At 72.8% G+C, this 21,105-nt stretch carries 22 protein-coding genes and 1 other RNA gene; 11 read left to right on the top strand and 12 right to left on the bottom strand.

Annotation, left to right across the window (positions count from 1 at the left end; genetic code table 11):
* Positions 1-35: 35 nt before the first annotated feature.
* Positions 36-890 (top strand): aminodeoxychorismate lyase, encoded by an 855-nt coding sequence (locus ACLE50_RS06420; protein ID WP_410942468.1) that lies wholly within the window; start codon positions 36-38, stop codon positions 888-890.
* Positions 891-938: 48 nt separating this feature from the next.
* Here ACLE50_RS06420 and ACLE50_RS06425 read toward each other — a convergent pair whose 3' ends face one another.
* The gene (locus ACLE50_RS06425) at positions 939-1,187 is read right to left on the bottom strand and encodes a hypothetical protein (protein ID WP_410942469.1); all 249 of its coding nucleotides are present in this window, start codon (positions 1,185-1,187) and stop codon (positions 939-941) included.
* A gap of 266 nt (positions 1,188-1,453) precedes the next feature.
* Here ACLE50_RS06425 and ACLE50_RS06430 point away from each other — a divergent pair, with 266 nt between their 5' ends.
* Positions 1,454-2,302 carry an acyl-CoA thioester hydrolase/BAAT C-terminal domain-containing protein gene (locus ACLE50_RS06430; RefSeq protein WP_410942470.1) on the top strand — a complete coding sequence of 283 codons (849 nt, stop codon included), beginning with the start codon at positions 1,454-1,456 and terminating at the stop codon, positions 2,300-2,302.
* Positions 2,303-2,374: 72 nt separating this feature from the next.
* The gene (locus tag ACLE50_RS06435; protein WP_410942471.1) at positions 2,375-2,698 is read left to right on the top strand and encodes a type II toxin-antitoxin system prevent-host-death family antitoxin; all 324 of its coding nucleotides are present in this window, start codon (positions 2,375-2,377) and stop codon (positions 2,696-2,698) included.
* Between the two features lie 32 nt (positions 2,699-2,730).
* Here ACLE50_RS06435 and ACLE50_RS06440 read toward each other — a convergent pair whose 3' ends face one another.
* Complete coding sequence (locus tag ACLE50_RS06440) at positions 2,731-4,134, bottom strand: MFS transporter (protein ID WP_410942472.1); 1,404 nt, start codon at positions 4,132-4,134, stop codon at positions 2,731-2,733.
* A 17-nt stretch (positions 4,135-4,151) separates the two neighbouring features.
* Here ACLE50_RS06440 and ACLE50_RS06445 point away from each other — a divergent pair, with 17 nt between their 5' ends.
* Complete coding sequence (locus ACLE50_RS06445) at positions 4,152-4,613, top strand: MarR family winged helix-turn-helix transcriptional regulator (RefSeq protein ID WP_410942473.1); 462 nt, start codon at positions 4,152-4,154, stop codon at positions 4,611-4,613.
* Positions 4,614-5,225: 612 nt separating this feature from the next.
* Here ACLE50_RS06445 and ACLE50_RS06450 read toward each other — a convergent pair.
* Positions 5,226-6,116, bottom strand: coding sequence for a LysR family transcriptional regulator (locus ACLE50_RS06450; RefSeq protein WP_410942474.1), 891 nt, complete (start codon positions 6,114-6,116; stop codon positions 5,226-5,228).
* 194 nt (positions 6,117-6,310) lie between these two features.
* Here ACLE50_RS06450 and ACLE50_RS06455 point away from each other — a divergent pair, with 194 nt between their 5' ends.
* Positions 6,311-7,447: an MFS transporter gene (locus ACLE50_RS06455; RefSeq protein ID WP_410942475.1), complete on the top strand. Its 1,137-nt coding sequence runs from the start codon at positions 6,311-6,313 to the stop codon at positions 7,445-7,447.
* A 55-nt stretch (positions 7,448-7,502) separates the two neighbouring features.
* Positions 7,503-8,093 (top strand): NADPH-dependent FMN reductase, encoded by a 591-nt coding sequence (locus ACLE50_RS06460; RefSeq protein ID WP_410942476.1) that lies wholly within the window; start codon positions 7,503-7,505, stop codon positions 8,091-8,093.
* Between the two features lie 316 nt (positions 8,094-8,409).
* Here the strand turns inward: ACLE50_RS06460 and rnpB are convergent.
* The 3 genes from rnpB to ACLE50_RS06475 form a co-directional block, all read right to left on the bottom strand.
* Positions 8,410-8,812: RNase P RNA component class A (gene rnpB, locus ACLE50_RS06465), an RNA gene on the bottom strand.
* Positions 8,813-8,825: 13 nt separating this feature from the next.
* Entirely contained in the window at positions 8,826-10,121 is a 1,296-nt protein-coding gene (locus ACLE50_RS06470) for an FAD-dependent oxidoreductase (RefSeq protein ID WP_410942477.1), read from the bottom strand.
* A gap of 19 nt (positions 10,122-10,140) precedes the next feature.
* A complete protein-coding gene (locus tag ACLE50_RS06475; protein WP_410942478.1) occupies positions 10,141-11,580 on the bottom strand; it encodes a protein adenylyltransferase SelO in 1,440 nt (479 codons plus the stop codon).
* Between the two features lie 85 nt (positions 11,581-11,665).
* On the opposite strand from ACLE50_RS06475, the gene ACLE50_RS06480 reads away from it, so the two are divergent.
* Genes ACLE50_RS06480 through ACLE50_RS06490 form a run of 3 tightly spaced genes read left to right on the top strand, consistent with a single transcriptional unit; the run spans position 11,666 to position 13,609 of the window.
* Complete coding sequence (locus tag ACLE50_RS06480; RefSeq protein WP_410942479.1) at positions 11,666-11,986, top strand: nucleotidyltransferase family protein; 321 nt, start codon at positions 11,666-11,668, stop codon at positions 11,984-11,986.
* On the top strand, positions 11,983-12,318 hold the full coding sequence (locus tag ACLE50_RS06485) for a HepT-like ribonuclease domain-containing protein (RefSeq protein ID WP_410942480.1): 336 nt from the start codon (positions 11,983-11,985) through the stop codon (positions 12,316-12,318). The genes ACLE50_RS06480 and ACLE50_RS06485 overlap by 4 nt, the downstream gene beginning before the upstream one ends.
* Before the next feature lie 31 nt (positions 12,319-12,349).
* A complete protein-coding gene (locus ACLE50_RS06490) occupies positions 12,350-13,609 on the top strand; it encodes an SLC13 family permease (RefSeq protein ID WP_410942850.1) in 1,260 nt (419 codons plus the stop codon).
* A gap of 52 nt (positions 13,610-13,661) precedes the next feature.
* Here ACLE50_RS06490 and ACLE50_RS06495 read toward each other — a convergent pair whose 3' ends face one another.
* The 5 genes from ACLE50_RS06495 to cobC form a co-directional block, all read right to left on the bottom strand.
* A complete protein-coding gene (locus tag ACLE50_RS06495) occupies positions 13,662-13,841 on the bottom strand; it encodes a hypothetical protein (protein WP_410942481.1) in 180 nt (59 codons plus the stop codon).
* Positions 13,842-14,123: 282 nt separating this feature from the next.
* Positions 14,124-15,299, bottom strand: a complete 1,176-nt coding sequence (locus ACLE50_RS06500; protein WP_410942851.1) for a bifunctional RNase H/acid phosphatase — start codon at positions 15,297-15,299, stop codon at positions 14,124-14,126.
* Positions 15,300-15,301: 2 nt separating this feature from the next.
* The gene (locus ACLE50_RS06505; RefSeq protein WP_410942482.1) at positions 15,302-16,027 is read right to left on the bottom strand and encodes a zinc ribbon domain-containing protein; all 726 of its coding nucleotides are present in this window, start codon (positions 16,025-16,027) and stop codon (positions 15,302-15,304) included.
* Positions 16,024-17,184 carry a Nif3-like dinuclear metal center hexameric protein gene (locus tag ACLE50_RS06510; protein WP_410942483.1) on the bottom strand — a complete coding sequence of 387 codons (1,161 nt, stop codon included), beginning with the start codon at positions 17,182-17,184 and terminating at the stop codon, positions 16,024-16,026. Before ACLE50_RS06510 ends, ACLE50_RS06505 begins: the two co-directional genes overlap by 4 nt.
* A complete protein-coding gene (gene cobC, locus ACLE50_RS06515) occupies positions 17,181-18,275 on the bottom strand; it encodes an Rv2231c family pyridoxal phosphate-dependent protein CobC (protein ID WP_410942484.1) in 1,095 nt (364 codons plus the stop codon). The genes ACLE50_RS06510 and cobC overlap by 4 nt, the downstream gene beginning before the upstream one ends.
* Positions 18,276-18,413: 138 nt before the next feature.
* On the opposite strand from cobC, the gene ACLE50_RS06520 reads away from it, so the two are divergent.
* Both ACLE50_RS06520 and ACLE50_RS06525 read left to right on the top strand, forming a co-directional pair.
* Entirely contained in the window at positions 18,414-18,872 is a 459-nt protein-coding gene (locus ACLE50_RS06520; protein WP_410942485.1) for a low molecular weight protein-tyrosine-phosphatase, read from the top strand.
* Positions 18,869-19,753, top strand: coding sequence for a fructosamine kinase family protein (locus ACLE50_RS06525; protein ID WP_410942486.1), 885 nt, complete (start codon positions 18,869-18,871; stop codon positions 19,751-19,753). Before ACLE50_RS06520 ends, ACLE50_RS06525 begins: the two co-directional genes overlap by 4 nt.
* 51 nt (positions 19,754-19,804) lie before the next feature.
* Here the strand turns inward: ACLE50_RS06525 and ACLE50_RS06530 are convergent, their stop codons facing one another.
* On the bottom strand, positions 19,805-21,082 hold the full coding sequence (locus ACLE50_RS06530) for a class I SAM-dependent methyltransferase (protein ID WP_410942487.1): 1,278 nt from the start codon (positions 21,080-21,082) through the stop codon (positions 19,805-19,807).
* Between the last annotated feature and the right edge of the window lie 23 nt (positions 21,083-21,105).

The following is a 21,105-nucleotide window of genomic DNA, read 5'->3' on the forward strand; positions in this document are numbered from 1 at the left end:
TACCAGCCGTCGTCCAGGGAAAGGTCGTGCCGAACGTGCCGACGAGTGAGTGGCCGGGTGTCGTCGTCCTGCTCGACGGGGGCCTGCGGTCCCCCGAGGACCCGCTGCTGCTCGTCGACGACAACGGCGTCGTCCGCGGGGACGGGATCTTCGAGACCCTCGTCGTCCGCGACGGCGATCCGGTCGGCTTCCGCGCGCACCTCGACCGCATGCGCCGCTCCGCCGCCTACGCCGATCTCGACCTTCCCGACGAGCAGCAGTGGCGCGACGCGGTCGCCACGGCGCTCGCCGAGACCCCGCCCGGGTACGACGAGCTGATGCTGCGGCTGATCTGCACCCGCGGCCCGGCCGGTGGCCGCCCGACCGCGTTCGTACGGACCAACCCGCTCGCGGCGTCGACGCTGGTCCAGCGCCGCGACGGCGTCTCGGTCGTGCTGCTCGACCGCGGGATCGACGCCGGCCGGGTGGCCGCGTCGCCGTGGCTGCTCGGGGCGGCGAAGACTCTGTCCTACGCGGTCGCGATGGCCGCGCTGCGCGAGGCGGAGCGCCGCGGCGCCGACGACGTCATCTACACCGACGGCGACGGCCGGCTGCTGGAGGCGCCGACCGCGTCGGTCGTCGTGGTCGGACCGGGCAACCGCATGCGCACCCCGGCCGCCGAGGGCGCGATCCTGCCGAGCACCACCCAGCACGCCCTGTTCGACGCCGCCGCGGCCGCCGGGTGGGAGACCTCGACCGAGCCGCTGTACGCCCAGGACCTGTTCGACGCCGACGCCGTCTGGCTGGTGTCGTCGGTGCGGATCGCCGTCGCGGTGACCGAGGTCGACGGCACGGTGATCAAGCAGAGCGTGCCGGTGGAGACGGCGCAGGAGATGCTGGGGCTCAGCTGACGGCCACCGGCCGCTCGGTCCGCCTCGGCGGCCGCGGCGGTGCGCCGCTCACATGCGTCTTTTCCACCAAGGGAGCTCGGTGGGAACGTCCGGGTTGTTCACGGTCTTCGCGATGAACAGGGCGTCCCATCGTGCGACCTGCCGGCGCAGCGCCGCCCGATGGCGACGCGAGAGGGCGCTCATCGCCGCTTCGAGCGTGTCGCGCGGGATCGAGCCCACGAATACCCAGTCGAGGCGGTCGTCCTGCAACGCGCGCCGCGGCTGTTGAGCGACGCGCTTCCACCAGCGCAGCTCCAACCGGACGCTCGCGGAGGAAAGCCGCGGCCGGTCGAGACGGTCGAGCGCACGACTCGTCGCGAGCGGAACTCCGTGGATCGGCGTGGGGTGCTTCTGCCTCTGGTTACGAGCCCTGACCTGGGCCGGACGCCTACGTGGCACGGTCCTTTCGGTGGTGTGTCATGCCGCCAGCGTGCCAGGGACGACCCGATCGGCGGAACCCGTCGGCTCCGATACCGGTTGGACGCCGACGTGCACTCGCCGGACGCCGCCGTGATCATGGGCAGGTGGAGTCCCGCCTGACCGATCCGGAGGGTTTCCTCGCCGCTCCCGCATCGGGACGCCCCACTGCGGCGGTCCTCGTGCTCTCCGGGTCCAGCGGCACGATCGAGACCGAGCGGGTCCGCCTGCTGGCCGGTCGGGGCGCCGCTGCGCTGTCGATCCGCTGGTTCGGCGGGCCGGGTCAGGCTCCCGGCATCTGCGAGATCCCCCTCGAGACGTTCGGTCCGGCACTCGACCGGCTCGCCGGTCTCGCCGACCATCTCGGCGTCGTCGGGATCTCGAAGGGAGCCGAAGCGGCGCTGCTGCTGGCCGCGCGCGACGACCGGATCAGGGCAGTCGCCGCCTTCTCCCCCACCGCCGTGGCGTGGGGCAACGTCGGTCCCGGTCACGACGGTTCCGTCCGCCCGGTGCGTTCCAGCTGGACCGACGCCGGACAGCCGGTCCCCTTCGTTCCCTACGACGGCACCTGGCGCCCGCCCGACGACGACGGCCCACCGGCCTTCCGGGGCCTCTACGAGCAGAGCCTCGACACCTACGCCGGTCTCGTCCCGGCCGCGACCATCCCGGTCGAGACGATCACCGCCCGCGTCCTCGTCACCGGTGGTGGCGACGACCGCGTCTGGCCGTCCGACGTGTTCGCCGCGCAGATCGCCGAACGCCGCGCAGCGAACGGCCGGGAGACGACGGTGGTCGTCCACCGCGACGCGGGGCACCGGATCCTGCTGCCCGGGGAGCCGGTCCCGGAACCGCACGGCATGACGATGGCCCGCGGCGGCGAACCCGGCACCGATGCATCGATCGGCCGGGACGCCTGGCCGCACCTGGTGGACATGTTCCGCCTACGGGGGTCGTGACCACCGTCGGCGGCCCGGCCGTCCGCCCGATAGGCGTACTCACATGCGTACGCGTTCGGGTACGCTCCAGATATGCGGGCACCCGAGGTGTTGTCGTTTCGTGAGTTCCGTGCAGGCTTGGCGGCTGTGTTGAGGCGGGTGCAGGATCCGGATGCGGACCCGGTGTTCGTCGGCGCGCACCGCAAGCCCGAGGCGGTGGTGCTGTCCGTGGCCCGCTACGAGCAACTGCTCGGGGCTGCGCAGCAACGCGCTGACGTCGACGAGGCGCTCGCCTCGGTCCGCGCCGAGGGCCTCGAGCCCAGCGCAGCAGGTCTCGCGTTGCTCGACGGAGTCGCCGACGGCTCGCTGAGCACGGCCGAGGCTCGTGAGCGTGTCCTGGCCCGCTGTCGCCGTTGACCGGCCCGGGCCCTTACTTGGAGCTCGCCCCCTTACGGGCGGCGTGGGCTGCGGGGAAGGACAAGTGCGGCGATGAGCGTCGCGACGGCGGCGAGCGCGCCGGTGGCGAGCGCGACCGGGAGGGCTCGGTCGTAGCCGTTCGTGGTGGCGGAGGCGAGGAAGGTTCCGCCGATGGCGGCGACGCCGAGGCTTTGCCCGATCCGTTGGACCGTGTTGATCGCGCCTCCTGCGCCGCCGGCGAGGGCGGGAGGGATGTCGCGGAGTCCGAACGCGACGTTGGGCGGCACGATGAGTCCGTGGCCGAGTCCGACGATCACGAGGGCAGCGGCGAGGGCTACCGGACCGGTGTTCGTGCTGGTGACGGCGATGGCGGTGCCCAGTCCGACGATCACGAGAATTGCGCCGACCGCGATGGTACGGGTGCCGAGTCGCCGGGTGATGCGGTCGGACTGGAGCGAGACGACCATCGACGCAATCGCGAAGGGGGTCAGGCAGAGACCTGCGGCCAAGGGTGTGAGGTGGCTGCCTGCCTGGAGGGAGGTAGCGGCGACGAACAGCATTCCTTGGAAGGCCGCGAAGTAGCAGAGCCCGACGAGCAGCGCTGCGGTGAAGCCGCGATGGCGCAGCAACGTGAGGCGAAGCAGGGGTTCCTGGCGGTGCACCTGCCGGGTGTGCTGTCGCCACGCGAACAGCGCGAGTGCAGGGCCGGATGCGATGGCAGCGGTGATGCTCGCGGCGGACCACCCGTCGTGCTGGCTCAGCGTGAGCGGGACGAGCAGCAGGACCAGCGCGAGCGCGAGGAGCGCGGTCCCGAGGGCATCGATCGTGCCCGGTCGCTTCGGGGAGGCGGGCAGGACACGCCATCCGATCACGAGCGCGGCCAGGCCCAGGACGACCAGCACCCCGAACACGGACCGCCACGCCAGGCCCGCCGGATCCCAGGCCAGCAACAGACCTCCCGCGAGCGGGCCGACCGCGGCCCCCAGGCCGGTCGCGACACCGTAGAGGCCGAATGCGCGCCCGCGCTCCTCCGGAGCGAACAGGGCAGGGATGCTGCCCAGCACCTGCGGGACCGTCAGCCCGGCCGCGCACCCCTGGATCGCGGCCCCGGCGATCATCACCCACCCTTGCGGCGCTGTCGCGGCGATCAGACCGCCCAGGCAGAACCCGGCCAGCCCCACCAGGAACACTCGTTTCCGGCCCGCCAGATCACCCCACCTACCGCCCGGGATCAGCACCACGCCGTAGCAGAGCGCGTACGCCCCGAGCACCCAGACGGTCGCCGTATCGGACAGCTCGAGCCCTGCCCTGATGCTCGGGATCGCCACCGTGACGATCGTGGATGCCAGCACTGCCAGGAAGTTCGCAACCAGCAGGACCGTCAGCGCTACCCACCTGGTACGCACCCGCAGAACGTCACAGTTCTCTGTCTTCATGACAGAGACTCTGCGACATGTCGCAGTTGACTGTCAAGATGGGTCAGGGGAAGATCGACAGCGTGAGCGACTCCTTCTCCCGAGTGCTGTGGCGCGCCGAGAACCTCGCCGACCAGTTCATCGACGCGTCCCTCAGCCCCCTCGGTCTCTCCAGCTCGCTCCTGGGAACACTGCGGATGATCATCGAAGAACCGGGAGTCTCCACCGCCGAGCTGGCCCGTCGCGCCAACGTTCGCCCGCAGAGCATCGCCTACGCGACCGGCAGGCTGGAGCACGCCGGATACATCGAACGGCACCCGCATCCCGTCCACGGAAAGATCGTCGGCATCCACCCGACCCCACGGGCAGAGGCTGCGCTCGGCGACGGCGAGACCGCACTCGCTGCCGCGGAAGAGCGGCTCCTCGACGGCATCGCCGGACGCGATCGCGACACGCTCGTCGCGCTTCTCGAACGCGTCATCGCCAACGCGCAGGGGTAGTCGCTCAGGGGTGGGCGCACAGGGCTTTGGCCAGGTGCATTCGTGCCGCGCCTCAGCTGGACCGACGGGACCGGCGCATGTCGGGAAGAGCGCGGAGCGGACGAGTCTGCATGTAAGCCGGATACAGAGGTCATAGCAGGTCAGAGACCCGCTATACGCCGTGGGCCGTCTCCGGCTTACCTGTCACGGCCCGCTGAACACGGCGGCGATCGTGCGGCAAGTGCAGGCCTAGCTGGACGGCATCAGGTGGGTGTAGGTGCGCAGCGTGAACCCCGGGTCGTGGTGACCCAGGTATTCGGAGAGCGCACGGATGTTCACCCCCGCGTCGAAGAGGACGGATGCGTCGTAGTGCTGGAGTGCGTGCTTCCCGTCCTGACGAGTGCAGCACCGACCGCGCCTACTCGCCTATGAGAGCTCCCCTCCTTGGTGGTGGTCGCGGCCGAGGCGTGGAAGATGGAGCCGGGCACGGTCCGCCGCACGGTGTAGTAGTACTCCTCGCGGTCGCCGTCCTGGCCTCCCAGCTCGTCGGTCCAGTCGCCGACGGCCAGGACTTGCGGATGGGTTCTGTCCCCCCGTCGTCGACGATGCGAACGCTCATCCGGGGAACCGAGGTCAGTGCGCCGACCTCTTGATCACGCTCGACAGCGGGAGTTCGTCGATCAGCGCCAAAGCGGCTAGTGAGGGGGGTTTGGCCCAGATCACTCGCTGCGTTCTTCGTGGGGCGTCCTCGACCTGCACGGCGAGAAGGCCGGTGCTGGCGGTCGAGGGGTCACGCGGCAGCATGCCGATACCGAGTCTGGCGGCTATCGCGGCGCGGAAGGCGTCGGTGTTGTCCACCTCCACGCAGACCCGGCGGGTCAGGCCGGCCTGGTCGAATGCGGCGTCGGACTCTGCTCGGGCATGGCTCTGGGCAGGAAAGTCTACGAACTCCTCACCGACCAGGTCTGCCAGTCGCACCCGGGCTCGGCCGGCCAGACGGTGTCCCGGCCACACCACGAGCTCCAGTCGGTCGCGGGCCAGCTCGTGATCGACGACGCCGCGCCTGGTGGCCCCGATCGGCGAGGCGATGAAGGCGATGTCGACCGAGCGTTCCAGCACGGCTTGATACATGTCCTCGCTACGACGCGCGATCACCTGGAGGTCGACCCCCGGATGCCGGTCACGAAAGGCCCGCAGGGATGCGTTCAGGTCCAGCGCCGTGAGGTTGGGAATCGAGCCGACCAACAGCCGGCCGGTGAGTTCTCCAGAGGCGGCGAGCGCAGCCGATCGCGCGCGATCGACAGCCGCTAGCGCTTCACGTGCGTCCTGGAGGAAGGCGGCACCGGACGGGGTCAGGTCGACTCGCCGGTTGGTCCGAAGGAACAGCCGCACGCCGAGCTCCCGTTCCAGGCCCGCGATCCGATGGCTGAGGGCCGACTGGACGACGTGGCACCGTTCGGCCGCACGGGTGAAGTTCCGAGTCTCGGCCACAGCGATCACGTACCTCAGCTGCTGCAGTTCCACACTCGACCCTCCACGATCATGACGCAGATCGATTGTAGGCTGACAACGATCTGTTGGACAGATTGTGGTCGCCCACCGAGCCTGGATGCATGACCGCCCCGCATCCCGTCAACCCGGAACCGAGGCCGGGTCACGCACCTGGGACGGGCGGGCACCGGAGCCACACCGTCGCTGGCCCGGGCCTGTTCCGCCTGATGGCCCTGGCCGCCGGCCTGGCGGCATCCGCGCTCTATCTCGCCCAGCCCCTGCTCGACCGGCTCTCAGCCGAGTACGGGCTGTCGGCCGCGCAGGCCAGTTGGCTGGTGACCGGCACGCAGGTCGGATACGCCGCCGGCCTGCTGCTGGTATCCCCGCTCGGCGACGTCCTGCGTCAGCGGCGGTTGTCAGCGGCACTGCTGCTGGCGACCGCCGTCGCATTGATCGCGGTGACGGCTGCGGCGAGCGGCCCGGTGCTCATCGCGACGACCGTGGCCGCGTCCGTCGCGGCGGTCGGTGCTCAGGTCTTGGTGCCGATGGCCGCCGCCCTGGCACCCGAGGACCGCAGCGGACGGGCGGTCGGCACCGTCATGGCCGGCGTGCTCTCCGGCGGACTGGTCGGCCGCGCGGCCAGCGGAGCACTGGCCGACCTCGTCGGTTGGCGCAGCGGCTACTGGATCATCGCCGGGCTCCTCATCCTCACGACGCTGCTCCTCCAGCGTCGGCTCTCCGACGGACACGGCTCCCCCACCCGCCTCACAGCGACCCGCTACCTCCGTCTGCTGCGATCGCTGATCACACCGCTGTGTGAGCTGCCTGCTCTTCGTCGCCGGACCCTCGTCGCGGCACTGGCCATGTCGGCGTTTGCGATCCAGCTCGCCGCCATCACCCTGCGGCTTTCCGGTCCCCCGTTCGCATGGAGCACGACGGCCATCGGAGCCTTCAGTCTGCTGGCGGTCGTCGGTGTCGTCCTGATGCCGTTGACCGGCAGGCTGGCCGATGCCGGGCATGCCGAGATCATCATCACCATCGGTCTCGTTCTGGAGCTGGCGGCCTGGCTGCTGATGCTTGCCGCCGGATCGACGATCGTCGGTCTGGCCACTGGCGTCATCGTCTTGATCGCGGGGCAGCAAGCCGTGATGGCCGCTTCGCAGTCCATCGTCTACGCCCTGCGACCGTCGGCGCGCAGTCGCATCAACGCGATCTTCATGACGTTGTGCTTCGCCGGCGGCGCAGCCGGATCGGCGCTGGCCGGAAGCCTCTGGCCAATGGCGGGATGGACAGGCGCGTGCACGGTCGCGATCGCACTCGCGGCACTCGGACTCGCAGCGCAGCTTCTCGCTCACGGACGCTGACGCGCAGCCGAACGGTCCCCGGACTCACAATCACCGAGCAATCGAAAGGACGCCCATGCGACTCCTGACCATCTCTGGAAGCCTGCGCAGCGGCTCGATCAACACCAGGCTGCTCGGCCACGCCGAGACGCTCGCCCGCGAGGACGGGCACAAGGTGCGCCGATTCGATCGACTCGCCGACATCCCGCCGTTCAACGAAGACCACGAGCCTCGACCGCACGCCGCCGTTCGCGACCTGCGGGCGTCCGTTCGCGAGGCGGACGCAGTCCTGATTACCACGCCCGAGTACAGCGGCAGCGTCCCCGGGCAGCTCAAGAACCTGCTCGACTGGGCGGCTCGCCCCGACGGCGACTCCGTCTTCCTCTCCCTGCCCACCGCTGTGATCAGCGCCAGCCCCAGCGCATACGGTGCCGCCTGGGCACGCGAGACCACCGAGCGCGTCCTCACCCGGATGGGGGCACAGGTACTGTCCACTGGTTGGGGCCTCCCGCACGTCGACCGCGCGCACGGTGATGCGGTCCCTCTCATCGACCTCCAGGCACAGGGTCAGCTACGCGCGATCATCAGGCGACTGACCAGCATCGCGCATCACGACCAGCACCTCTTTGCGACACCTCCGACCGGCGTCACCAGCAGCGGACCGTAGCGAACCGCAAGCGGGGGCACGCTGAGGTGGCTGATGCCGTAGGCACCGGGCTCGATGTCGATGGCCTCGGCGAAGGAGCTGGCTCCGGCGATCTTGGTCGGGGACGCGAAGCTCGGCTCGTGGTGCTTCGGATCAGAGAAGGTGGGCAGCGACTCGGCGTCTGTCGCCAGTGGCTCCTCTTCGACCCGAAATTCGAGGGGCCGGTCTTCTTCCCGGCCATCGTCTGGGATGCGCCCGCGCTTCGAGAACTCACGAGAGCATCGCGCCTGCTCAAGACAGGTGCCCCGCCCCCGGGCCTGATGCCGGGAGTGCGGGGCGGACGAGCCGACCTGTAAGCCGGATCCTGTTCCCGGGCACCTCACGGTGCACCGTTCGGCGACCATCCATCTCGGCCTGCCGTTGCCGGCAGGCTCCAGCGGTCCACCCGCAGGCATCGGGCGGGCAGCCCTCGAACGCCTGCGCAGCGACGAGTACTCGTCGCCTCTCGACCTTGCTCCGGGTGGGGTTTACCGAGCCACCCCGGTCGCCCGGGGTGCTGGTGGTCTCTTACACCACCGTTTCACCCTTACCGCCGGTCCGAGGACCGGTGGCGGTCTGTTCTCTGTGGCACTGTCCCGCGGGTCTCCCCGGGTTGCCGTTGACAACCACCCTGCCCTGTGGAGTCCGGACTTTCCTCGGCGGGACCACGAGGGTCCCGACGCGGTCGCCCGACCGACTCGTCCGCGTCGGCCATCATAGTCCGGCAGCGACGGCGGACCGCAGGATCCCCGTCAGCTCGTCGCGGCTCGGCCCGTCCGACGGCGTCGGCCGCCATCCGGACTCGTAGATCGCGTGCGCCAGTGGCTCCACCGCGTCCAGGCAGGACGGTCCCGCCCGCATACCGAGGTAGGGCCCCATCGCCGCCGCGATCCGCGGTTCGACCGCCGCGGCGGCCAGGATCTGGGTGGACGGCAGCGGCGCGGCGAGGTCGACGTCGCCGCCGTCCCAGATCCGGCGGGCGGCGTCGTCGCAGCGGACGTGGTCGGCCACCCAGGGCCGCATCTCGGCGTCACACCAGGCGCCGAAGCCGTCGAGGTCGCCGGTGTCGATGCGGCGCAGCAGCTCGGCGCACTGCAGCATCGTCGTCGCCAGCCCGCGGCCGAACATCGGCGTCGTGGTGCAGACCGAGTCGCCGACCAGCACCAGCCCGGGGATTCCCGGCTGAGCGCGGTAGTGGTTGTGCAGCCGCCCGCCGGGCAGCACCGGAGTGATCGGTGTGGCGCGCTGCGGGTCGGTCCAGTCCGACAGCCCCGGGATCGCGCGGCAGGCGGCGTCGAACGCCACCTCGTGACGGAGGTCGTGCAGCGTCCCCGCCGGGCGGACGATCAGCACCGAGAAGATGCCCCGCTCGTGGCGGAACACGATCGCGAGGTAGCCGTCGAGGTCGGCCTGCCAGGCCAGCGGGTTGGTCATCGGCCCGGGGTCGGCCGGGTCGTGCAGCCGGTACTGGCGACTGACGTACGCGGCGCCGGTGTCACCGACCAGCTCGGGCTCGCCGGCGTACTCGCGGGTGATCCGGCCGGCCCGCCCGGACGCGTCGACGACCAGGTCCGCGTCCAGCGGGTCACCGTCGACGACGAGCCCGCGAGCCCGGCCCTCGTCGAGTACGACCCGGTCGGCGTGCCCGCGGACCACCGCAAACCCCGGCTCCCGGACGGCGACCGAGCGCAGCGCGCGTTCGAACGTCTCTCGGCGCATCCGCAGTCCGCCGGAGACCCGGGTCCCGTCGTCGAGGACGAACGAGAGCGGTTCCGCGCCGGCGGCCAGGCAGGCGTCGTAGGCCTCGGGCAGCTCGGCCCGCAGCGCCTCCCCCACCTGCGGGCGGACACCGTGCGGGTGGTGGAACTGCATGACCCCGCGGCGCGACCAGCTGCCGTCCGGCTCCGGTCCCCCGTCGCGGTCGACGGCGGTGACCGCGTGCCCGCGACGGGCCAGCGTCGCGCCCAGGAACAGCCCGGCCGGGCCTGCTCCGATGATCGCCACCCGCACGACGGCCTCCCGGTCTGCCTCAGGTCCCGCAGAACGTCACGAACCGCGGCACGTCCGGTCCCGCGGGCTCCGCGAACCGCTCGTAACCCTCCCGCTCGTCGTAGGGATGCGACAGTACCTGCAGCAGCCACTGCACCGGCTCGAGGTCACCGCGCACGGCCGCGCGCAGCGCCTCGTCGACGAGGTGGTTGCGCGGGATGTAGATCGGGTTGACGCGGTCCATCGCGTCGGCGTCCGGGCCTGCGGCGCGCCAGGACCCCAGCCAGGCGTCGAGCGCGGTGGGGTCGGTGACCAGGGAACGGACCGGGCCGGTGTCGCCACGGGCGGCGTCGGAGAGCCGCCGGAAGAACAGCGTGTGGTCGGGCTTCTGCTCGTCGAGCAGCCGGTAGAGGTCCTCCAGCAGCTCCGGCGTCCCGACGCCGATCTTGGCGAGGTAGCCCTCGTCGCGGGCCGCGAGGTAGGCGTCGGCGAAGCCCTGCAGCGCCTCGGTGGCGAGCCCGATCGCGGTGTCGGAGTCGTCGTCGAACAGCGGCAGCAGCGCCTCGCCGAAGCGTGCCAGGTTCCACTGCGCGACGCCGGGCTGGTTGCCGTAGGCGTAGCGGCCGCCCTCGTCGATGGAGCTGTAGACGGTGGCGGGGTCGTGCGCGTCGAGGAACGCGCAGGGGCCGTAGTCGATCGTCTCGCCGGAGATCGTCACGTTGTCGGTGTTCATGACGCCGTGCACGAACCCGAGCCGCATCCACTGCGCGACGAGGCGTGCCTGCGCCGCGATCACGGCGCGGTAGAGCGCGAGGTAGGGGTTCTCCTCGTCGGCGAGCTCGGGGTAGTGGCGCGCGATGGCGTAGTCGGCCAGGCGGCGCAGCAGCTCCGGCTTGCCGAGCGCGGCGGTGAGCTGGAAGGTGCCGACGCGCAGGTGGCTGGCCGCGATCCTGGCCAGCACCGCGCCCGGCTCGGGGCCCTGCTCGCGCAGCACCGGCTCGCCGGTCGTGACGACGGCGAGCGAGCGCGTCGTCGGCACCCCGAGCGCGTGCATGGCCTCGGAGATCACGTACTCGCGCAGCATCGGGCCGAGCGGGGCCTTCCCGTCGCCGCCGCGGGCGAACGGGGTGCGGCCGGATCCCTTGAGGTGCAGGTCGCGGCGGGTGCCGTCGGCGCCGACGAGTTCGCCGACCAGCAGGGCGCGGCCATCGCCGAGGCGCGGCGAGTAGTTGCCGAACTGGTGCCCGGCGTAGGCCTGCGCGACGGTCGTCGCGGACTCCGGCGGCGCGGTGCCGGTGAGCAGACCGAGACCGGCCGGGGTGCGCAGCTCGACCGGGTCGAGGCCGAGGTCGGCGGCGAGTGCGTCGTTGACCAGTACCGCCTGCGGGTCGGGCGCGGGTGCGGCCTCCCACGGCAGGTACAGGCCCTCCAGGTCGCGGACGAAGGTGTTCTCGAACGCGATCTCCGTGGCTGCGGTCATGACCCCAGGCTACGAGCCGTACGGCGTCGCGGCTGCCGCCGCGGGCATGCCGGATGTGCGACGATCGACGCGGAGGAGGCCGACCATGCGTCTGCGGGACCGCACCGGCGACGTCGCCCCGTCGCTCGACGAGCTGCGGGCGCAGCGCGATGCAGTGCTGGCGATCGCGCGGCGCCACGGAGCGTCGAGGCTGCGGGTGTTCGGTTCGGTCGCTCGCGGCGAGTCGACCCCGACGAGCGATGTGGACCTGGTCGTCGACATGGCGACCGGCCGTACCCTGTTCGACCTGGGTGGGCTCGCGGCCGACCTGGAGGAGTTGTTCGGGCGACCGGTCGACGTCGTCTCCTCCTCAGGGCTCGCTCCGCGGCTCGAGAAGCGGTTGGACGACGAGGCCGTCCTGCTGTGAGGTCGGATGCCGACCGAGCCCAGGACATCGTCGACGCGATCGTCCGGATCCAGCGGTACACCAACATGGGCCGGGACGAGTTCGACGACAACGAGCTGATCCAGGTCTGGGTCGTGCAGCACCTCCAGATCGTGGGCGAGGCCGCCGCCAAGATGTCGGCCGACACACGAGAGTGCTACCCCGACGTGCCCTGGAAAAAGATCATCGGCATGAGGAACGTCCTCGTGCACGGCTACTTCAGCATCGACCGCGACCTGGTCTGGGGAGTCGTCGACCGCGAGCTCGGTCCACTGCTCGGCACCGCACAGAACATGGTGACCGAGCTGTCCTGAGCGCTCCCCGCAGTACGGTTCAGCGGTGACGATCACGCCCGCGTCCGTGCTCGCGGTCGGGCTCCTGGCGCTGGTGCTCGTCGCGGCGACGGTGCGGCCGTTCGGGCTCCCCGAGGCGGTGCTCGCGATCCCGGCCGCCGGGGTTGCCGTACTCGCCGGGCTGGTCTCCCCCGCGACGGCGTGGCGGGAGGTCACCGATCTCGGCCCGACGATCGGGTTCCTCGCCGCGATCCTGCTGCTCGGCCACCTCGCCGACGCCGAGGGTGTGTTCCGGTGGCTCGGCGCCCGGCTCGCGACGGCGTCGCGCGGGTCCCCGCGCCGACTGCTCGCACTGGTCACCGTCGCGGCCGCGGTGACGACGGCGGCGCTCAGCCTGGACGCGACGGTCGTCCTGCTCACCCCGGTGGTGCTGGCGACGGCGGCCGGGCTGCACCTGCCGCCCCGCCCGCACTCCTACGCGTGCGCGCACCTGTCGAACTCGGCGTCCGGGCTGCTGCCGGTGTCGAACCTGACGAACCTGCTGGCGTTCTCCGCGTCCGGTCTGAGCTTCCTCGGGTTCGCCGGGCTGATGGCGGCGCCCTGGGTGGTGGTCGTCGCCGTCGAGTACGTCGTGCTGCGGTGGTTCTTCGCCCGCGACCTCCCCGCCGGGCGGACCGAGGTGGTTCCGGCGCCCGCCGGACCGGCTCCGGTGGCCGCGCTGGCGGTACTGGGGCTGACGCTCGCCGGGTTCGGCGCGTCGTCGGCGCTCGGCGTCGCACCGGGCTGGGTCGCCGCCGCGGGGGCCGCGGTGCTCGCCGTCCGGGCGTTGGTGCGCCGCGAGATCGGTGTGTCCGGGCTGGTCACGGCGGCGTCGCCGGGGTTCTGCGTGTTCGTGCTCGCGCTCGGGGTGGTCGTCGCCGGGGTGAGCGGTCAGGGGCTCGCCGCCCGGCTGGGCGGGCTGCTGCCCGGTGACGTGTCGTTCGGGGCGCTGCTGGCGACCGCGGTGATCGCGGCGGTGCTGGCGAACGTGGTGAACAACCTGCCCGCGACGCTGGTGCTGCTCACCGCGCTCGGCCCGAGCCCGTCGGCGGGGCTGGTGCTGGCGATGCTGCTCGGGGTGAACATCGGCCCGAACCTGACCTGGACCGGGTCGCTCGCGACGTTGCTGTGGCGCCGGGTGAGCGCTGCCCGCGGGGCCGCGCCGTCGTTCCCGACGTTCGCCGGGCTGGGCCTGCTCACCGTCCCGCTCGGGCTGGTGGGGGCGACGGCGGCGCTGTGGGCGGCGCTGCGGCTCGCGGGCCGAGCACCGTAGGAACGCCGACGGCCCCGCGCCGGAACGCGGGGCCGCCGGGACGTGCGCAGGATCAGAGTTCGTGGGCCAGGTCGTGCCCGAAGTCGGTGTCCGGGTCGAGGTCACGCGCGATCCGCGCACCGATCGGCCGGGACGATCCGCGACGCTGCTGCGGCAGCCGCGCGATCACCTTCATCTCGTGAGCCAGGTCGTAACCGTAGTCGTGCTCGTGGGACACCACGCCACCGGACATCGTCGTCTCTCCTGTTCCCCGCGACACCGAGACTGATCACGCACCGTAGGTTGACCACCCCGTACGGTGCGCGCTGATCATCACCCGGCGAGTGATACGCGAGCAAGGGTCACCGAGTGTGAGCGGTCAGGTGCAACCCGTTCGGGGCAGCACTCGATCGATCCAGAGGGGACGGTCGAGGGTGCAGGCGGCGAACTACCTCAGCAGGTGACGCATCTCCGGACCATGACGTACCCGGCCGGCCCGGTGCCCGCAGGGCGTGCCGCGGCCGGGCGCCACGGATCACCCCAGGTACGACGTGTCGTTCACCAGCCGCACCGACGCCCCGCCGTCGGGGTAGAACTCGACGACGTTGGTGCAGGCCAGGTCCAGGTGCATCCGGTAGAGCACGCCGTCACCGGCGTCGAGGGCGTCGCGCAGCATGAGCTTGATCGGCGTCACGTGGCTGACCACGACCACAGTCTCCCCCGCGAACTCCTCGACGATCCGGGCGCGCTCGGCAGCGACCCGCTCCCCCACTGCGGCGAAGCTCTCCCCGCCGGGCGGTGCGACCTGCGACGACCCGAGCCAGCGTCCGTGCAGCTCCGGGTCGCGCTCGCGGGCCTCGGCGAAGGTCAGCCCCTCCCAGCCGCCGAAGTCGGTCTCGATCAGCGCGTCGCGGACCTCCAGCGGCGCCCCGGTCGTCTCGGCGACGGCCGCGGCGGTCTGCCGGGCCCGGCGCAGTGGCGAGGTCAGGATCGCGGCCGGACGGCCCTCGGCGGAGACGTAGCGGGCAGCCAGCTCGCGGGCGGCGGCGACGGCCTGCGCCTGCCCGGCGTCGGTCAGCTCGGGGTCGCCGTGCCCGGAGTAGCGGCGGTGCACCGACAGCTCGGTCTGCCCGTGGCGCAGCAGCACCATCCGCACCGGCGTGCCGACCTGCCCGGTCCACGCCGTCGCCGCCGCACGGGCCCCGGTCGATCCGGTGGAGCGCTCCGTGGACTCGGGCTCCGGGTCGCTGTCGGGGTCGGTCGCGACCGGCGCGGCCGGGGCCTCGGCGGGCCCGGTCGTGGGCACCGACGGCTGGGAGTCACCGTCCATCGCCTTGTTGGCCAGGGCGTCGGCGCGGGAGTTCTCGGCGCGCGGGATCCAGGCGTAGCGCACCGCGTCGAACTCGTCGGCCAGGCCGGTGGCCTCGGCGGCCAGCTCCCGCAGCGCCCCGTTCTTGATCTTCCAGTTCCCGGACATCTGCTCGACGACGAGCTTGGAGTCCATCCGGACGTCGACCTCGGTCGCGCCCAGCTCCAGCGCCGCGGCGAGCCCGGCGATCAGGCCGCGGTACTCGGCGACGTTGTTGGTGGCCGACCCGACGCCGTCGTAGACCTCGGCCAGGACCTGCGTGCCGGACTCGTCCAGCACCGCCGCCCCGTAGCCGGCGACACCGGGGTTGCCGCGCGAGCCGCCGTCGGCCTCGACAACCAGCCTCACGACGCGCGCACCAGAATCGCGCCGCACTCCTCGCAGTGCACGACGTCGTCCTTCGCCTTGCCGCGCACCTGCGCGAGGAAGGTGCGGTCCAGCTCGAGCCGGCAGGCGCCGCAGCGGGACTCGCGCAGCGCACCGGCCGCGATCCGGCCCTTGGCGCGGATCCGCTCGTACTCGGCGTGCAGGTCCTCGGGCAGCTTCGCGACGACCTCGGTCCGGGCCCGGTCCCGCCCGGCCTGCGACGCGTCGAGGTCGGCCTCGGCGGCGTCGCGGCGCTCGGCGAGGTCGGCCACCTCGGCGGCGATCTTCTCCTGGTCGGTGCGGGCGTGGTCGAGCTCGGCGCCGACCGCCTCCCGCTCCTCCATGATCTCGAGCTCCTCGTCCTCCAGGACCCCCTGGCGGCGGGCGAGCGTGTCCAGCTCGTGCTGCAGCTCGGTCGCCTGCTTGGCACCGATCCCGGACCCGGCCAGCATCTGCTGGTCCTTGGCGGTGCGGGCGCGGACGCCCTCGACGTCGCGTTCGATGCGGGCGATGTCGCGGTCGAGGTCCCCGGCGCGGGTCTCGGCACGCACGACCGCGTCCTTCGCCGCCTGCAGCCGCTGCTCGGCCTCGGTGAGCTGGGCGTGCTCGGGCAGCGTGCGGCGCTGGTGGGCGATCCTGCCGATCTCGACGTCGACCTCGGCCAGCGTCAGCAGCGTGGACTGCGCGGCGGGATCGGCCTTCATCTGGGGTCCTCCTGCTGATCGGCGTGGGTGGTCCACGGGTCGGTTCGCGCCCGGGACACGGAGACCTCGACGCTACCGTCGAAGGCCGTGCGGACGACGTCCGCCGCCTGGGCGCACCACGGCCACTCCGACGCCCAGTGTGCGACGTCGACCAGCGCGGGCGCCGGGCCACCCGGCCCGGTCCCGGCCAGCGCGTGTTCCGAGGCCGGGTGGTGGCGCAGGTCGGCGGTGACGAACGCGTCGACCCCGGCTGCGGTCGCGGAGCCGAGCGCGGAGTCCCCGGAGCCGCCGCTGACCGCGACCCGGCGGATCTCCCGGTCCGGGTCACCGGCGCCGCGCACGCCCCAGGTCGTCGCGGGCAGGGCGTCGGCGACGCGGCGGGTGAACGCGGCGAAGCTCTCCGCCGCCGGCAGTGTCCCGACCCGGCCGAGTCCCTGCGACGACGGCAGCGGCGCCATCTCCAGCAGGTCGAACGCCGGCTCCTCGTAGGGGTGCGAGGCCCGCAGCGCCTCGACGACGGCGCGCCGCTTCCCGCGGGGCAGCACCATCTCGATCCGGGTCTCGGCGACCCGCTCCAGCTTCCCGACCTCGCCGACGGCGGGGACGGCGCCGTCGAGCGGGAGGAACTGGCCGGTCCCGGCGGTGGCGAACGAGCAGTGCGAGTAGTTGCCGAAGTGCCCGGCGCCGGCGTCGGCGAGCGCGGCGTGCACCTGCGCGATCGCCGGGCCGACCGGCACGAACGTGACGATCTTGTCCAGGGCCGGGCCGGGCTCGGGCTCCAGCGGCCCCTCGACGGTGACCCCGAGCGCGCCGGCGAGCGCGTCGGAGACGCCGGGGTCGGCGAGGTCGGCGTTGGTGTGCGCGGTGAACAGCCCGACGCCGCCGCGGATCAGCTTGTGCAGCAACGCACCCTTCGGCGTGTCGGCACCGACGCCGTGCACCCCGCGCAGCAGCAGCGGGTGGTGGGTGACGAGCAGCTGGGCGCCGGTCTCCAGGGCCTCGTCGACGGTCTCGACGACCGGGTCGACGGCGAAGAGCACCTTCCCGACCTTGTCGTCGGGGTCGCCGCAGACCAGCCCGACGGCGTCCCAGTCCATCGCCAGGTGCGGCGGGTAGGCCGCCTCCAGCGCCGCGACGACCTCTCCGAGCGTGCTCACACCGTCACCGCCAGGGTCCGCAGGGCCTCGTCGAGGGCCTCGACGAGCCGGTACGCGGTCTCCGGCGGGCGCACCGCGACGCGCACGTGGTCCGGGCCGAGCCCGGGGAAGGTGTCGCCCCGCCGCACGGCGATCCCGTGCTCGCGCAGCAGCCGCCGGACGTCGTGGCCGGTGCCGTCGGGCAGGTGCAGCAGCAGGTACGGCGCCAGGCCCGGCTGCACCGCGACTCCCTCGATCGCGGACAGCGCGGTGGCCTGGGCAACCCGGTGCGCGGCGAGCTCGCGGGCGCGCTGGTCGGCCGCGGACAGCGCGTCGGGCTCGCAGCAGGCGATGATCGCCTCCAGCGCGAGCGACGACACCGGCCACGGCGGCCGCGGGGCGGCGAGCCGGGCGAGCAGCGCGGGGTCGCCGATGGCGTAGCCGGCGCGCAGCCCGGCCAGCGCCCAGGTCTTGGTGAGCGAGCGGAACACGAGCAGGCCGGGCACGGCGTCGTCGGCGGCGAGGGACTCCGGCTCGCCCGGGACGGCGTCGGCGAACGCCTCGTCGACGAGCAGCACGCGGCCCGGGCGGGCGAGCGCGCGCAGGTCGGCAGCCGGGTGCAGCACCCCGGTCGGGTTCGTCGGGTTCCCGACGACGACCAGGTCGGCCTGGTCGGGGACGGCGCGCGGGTCCAGTGCGTGGCCGTCGTCGGGGTCGGTGAGCACCCGTTCGACGGGAATCCCGGCGTCGCGCAGCGCGGCCTCGGGCTCGGTGAACCCCGGGTGCACGACGGCGGCCAGCTCCGGGCGCAGCGCGGGCAGCAGCGCGAAGCCCTCGGCGCTACCGGCCAGCGGCAGGACCTCCTCGGGGCGGCGGCGGTGCCGGGCGGCGGCGACCTCGCGGGCGCGGCGGTCGTGGGCGGCCTGCGGGTAGCGGCCGAGCCCGTCGAGCGCGGTGACCAGGCGCTCGCGCAGCCAGGGCGGCGGCCCGTCGCCGACGACGTTGACCGCGAAGTCGATCAGACCGTCCCCGGTATCGGCGTCCCCGTGGTGGCGCAGGTCGTGGCCGTCGGACGCGGGATCCGCGCCCGACGCTGCTGTTCGGCCGGCCATCCACCCACCCTACGACCGCGCCGGAGCCCGCCAGGCGGGCCCGGTCGTGTGTGACGGGACCGTGACGATCGGATGACCGTACGGAGTGCCCCCGACCTGGTACTTCACCCCGGGACGGAAGCCTCTACCGTGGACGGCGTGCACGTGTGCTTCGTCTGTTCCGGGAACATCTGCCGCTCGCCCATCGCGGAGAAGATGCTGGCCTCCGAGGTGGAGGCCATGGGCCTGTCCGACCGTGTCCGGGTGACCAGCGCCGGCACGGGGCACTGGCACGTCGGGGAGTCGATGGACGCCCGCTCGGCGGAGATCCTCGACGAGCACGGCTACGACACCGCGCATGCGGCGCGGCAGGTCGACTCCGAGATCCTCGGCGCGGACCTGCTCGTCGCGCTCGACGGCGAGCACCTGCGCTGGCTGCAGCGCTCGGTGCCCGAGCCGAACCGGGTCCGGCTGCTGCGCTCGTTCGACCCGTCCGCCGCCGACGGCGCCGAGGTGCCCGACCCCTACTACGGCGGGCCGGACGGCTTCACCGAGGTCTACGAGATGGTCGACGCCGCCCTGCCCGGCCTCGCCGAGTACGTCAAGCGCCACGCGTGAGCCCCGACGCCGGCACCGTCGCGCGGCTGACCGGCCGCGACGTCGTCGGCGGCGGGCGGGGCTTCCCGCCGCGGTTCACTCTCGACGACCGCGCGGGCGGGACGACCGAGGTCGTGGTGAAGGACGGCGCCGCCGATCCGGGCTCGATCCCGGCCGAGGCCGCGGGTCTGCGCTGGCTGGCCGTGCCGGGCGGCCCGCCGGTGCCCGAGGTGCTCGGCGCCGACGACACGCTGCTGGTGAGCACCGCGGTCCCGGGCGGGCGCCCGTCCACCGACGCCGCGCAGGAGCTGGGCCACCGGCTCGTCGCGCTGCACGGCAGCGGCGCCGACGCGTTCGGGGCTCCCCCGCCCGGCGGACCCGAGGACGCCTGGATCGGGCACACCGGGATGCGCAACCGGCCCTGTGACGGTCCGTGGGGCGCCTGGTTCGCCGACGAGCGGGTGCTGCCCTATCTGCGTACGGCACGGGACCGGGGCGCGGTCGACGCCCGCGGGGCGACCGTGGTCGAGCGGGTGTGCGAGCGCCTGCACGACCCGGCCGACGACCTCGCCGGGCCGGCCGAGCCCCCGGCCCGGCTGCACGGCGACCTGTGGTCGGGCAACGTGCTCTGGTCCGCGGAGGGGGCCTGGCTGATCGACCCGGCCGCGCACGGCGGGCACCGTGAGTCGGACCTGGCGATGCTGGAGCTGTTCGGGCTGCCGCACCTGGACCGGGTGCTCGGCGCCTACGCCGACGCCGCGGCCGGCGCGGGTGTCCCGCTCGCCCCGGGCCGCGAGCACCGGGTGCCGCTGCACCAGCTGTTCCCGCTGCTGGTGCACGCCGTGCTGTTCGGCGGCGGGTACGGCTCCCGGGCCGTGGCGGCGGCCCGGGAGCTCGGCTGATCCTCCGGATTCCCCGGAGCAGGGCCCCGGAACAGGGCCCCGGAGCAGGACTCAGTAGGCCCCGTGCGCCCCGCGCAGCGGGAAGCCGGAGGACTTGTCGTCGTGCAGCTTCACGCCGAGCACCTGGTGCAGCTGGATGTTGTCCAGGTCGAACCCGAGGCGGCAGGCGGCCATGTAGAGCCGCCAGACCCGCGCCCGGCCGATCCCGACCTCGGCGACGGCGTCGTCCCAGTGCTTCTCGAGGTTGGTCCCCCAGTCGCGCAGGGTCAGCGCGTAGTGCTCGCGCAGGTTCTCCTCGTGCCGCACCTCGAAGCCGGCCTCGTTCATCTCCGAGACCAGCGAGCCGATGGTCTCCAGCTCGCCGTCCGGGAAGACGTAGCGGTGGATGAACGGGTCGGTGTGGCGGTGGTCGGGCTTGTAGGGCTGGGTGATGCAGTGGTTGAGCATCCGCCCGCCCGGGCGCAGCTTGGCGTACATCGACCGGAAGTAGCCGGGAATGTTCGCCTTGCCGATGTGCTCGGTGAGCCCGATGGAGGAGACCGCGTCGTAGACGCCGTCCGGGACGTCGCGGTAGTCGAGGTGGCGCACCTCGGCGAGGTCGGCGAGGCCCTCGCGCTCGATGGCTGCCTGCGCCCAGGCCGCCTGCTCCTTGGACAGCGTGACGCCGAGCGCCTTCACCCCGTGCTCGCGGGCGGCGTGGCGGACCATGCCGCCCCAGCCGCAGCCGACGTCGAGCAGCTTCATGCCCGGCTCCAGCGCGAGCTTGGTGCAGACCATCTCGTACTTCGCGGCCTGCGCGGTCTCCAGCGACGCGTCGGCGTCGGGGTAGGCGGCGCAGGTGTAGGTCATCGACGGGCCGAGGACGTACTCGTAGAAGGTGTTCGAGACGTCGTAGTGGTGCGAGATGGCCTGCGAGTCCCGCCGCCGGGAGTGCAGGAACCCCTTGGGCCGCGCCTCCAGGTCCGGCGGGGGCATGCGGTGCTCGCGCCAGTACGGCAGCAGCTGGCGGACCAGCTTCAGCTGCTCGCGCCGCGGGATCGAGTGCAGCGTGACCTCGGCCATCGCCGCCAGCGCGGTGTGCAGGTCGCCGTCGACGTCGATCTCGGAGGTGACGTAGGCCCGCGCCAGGCCGAGCGTGCCGGGCGCGCTCACCAGCCGGCCCAGGGCCCGCGGCGAGTTGACGTGCAGCGTCACCGGCGCGTCCTTCGGCCCCGTGGCGGAGCCGTCGAAGGCCTCGACGCGCAGCGTCGGGGTGTTGCCCAGTACCCGGGCCAGGATGCCGGCCACCGGCTCCGTGGACGTGGCCGCTCGCTCCAGCACTCCGGTCATTGCCGTTCTCCCAGTGTCGGTCG

Origin of the sequence: Pseudonocardia phyllosphaerae (genome assembly GCF_046546475.1) — a bacterium.
GTDB lineage: Bacteria > Actinomycetota > Actinomycetes > Mycobacteriales > Pseudonocardiaceae > Pseudonocardia > Pseudonocardia phyllosphaerae.

Coding starts and splice junctions, on each gene's coding strand:
- ACLE50_RS06445 (WP_410942473.1), top strand. CDS start 4,152: ATGTCGCAGTTGACTGTCAAGATGGGTCAGGGGAAGATCGACAGCGTG.
- ACLE50_RS06505 (WP_410942482.1), bottom strand. CDS start 16,027: ATGAAGGCCGATCCCGCCGCGCAGTCCACGCTGCTGACGCTGGCCGAG.
- cobC (WP_410942484.1), bottom strand. CDS start 18,275: ATGGCCGGCCGAACAGCAGCGTCGGGCGCGGATCCCGCGTCCGACGGC.
- ACLE50_RS06435 (WP_410942471.1), top strand. CDS start 2,375: ATGCGGGCACCCGAGGTGTTGTCGTTTCGTGAGTTCCGTGCAGGCTTG.
- ACLE50_RS06460 (WP_410942476.1), top strand. CDS start 7,503: ATGCGACTCCTGACCATCTCTGGAAGCCTGCGCAGCGGCTCGATCAAC.
- ACLE50_RS06480 (WP_410942479.1), top strand. CDS start 11,666: ATGCGTCTGCGGGACCGCACCGGCGACGTCGCCCCGTCGCTCGACGAG.
- ACLE50_RS06455 (WP_410942475.1), top strand. CDS start 6,311: ATGGCCCTGGCCGCCGGCCTGGCGGCATCCGCGCTCTATCTCGCCCAG.
- ACLE50_RS06440 (WP_410942472.1), bottom strand. CDS start 4,134: ATGAAGACAGAGAACTGTGACGTTCTGCGGGTGCGTACCAGGTGGGTA.
- ACLE50_RS06495 (WP_410942481.1), bottom strand. CDS start 13,841: ATGTCCGGTGGCGTGGTGTCCCACGAGCACGACTACGGTTACGACCTG.
- ACLE50_RS06530 (WP_410942487.1), bottom strand. CDS start 21,082: ATGACCGGAGTGCTGGAGCGAGCGGCCACGTCCACGGAGCCGGTGGCC.
- ACLE50_RS06475 (WP_410942478.1), bottom strand. CDS start 11,580: ATGACCGCAGCCACGGAGATCGCGTTCGAGAACACCTTCGTCCGCGAC.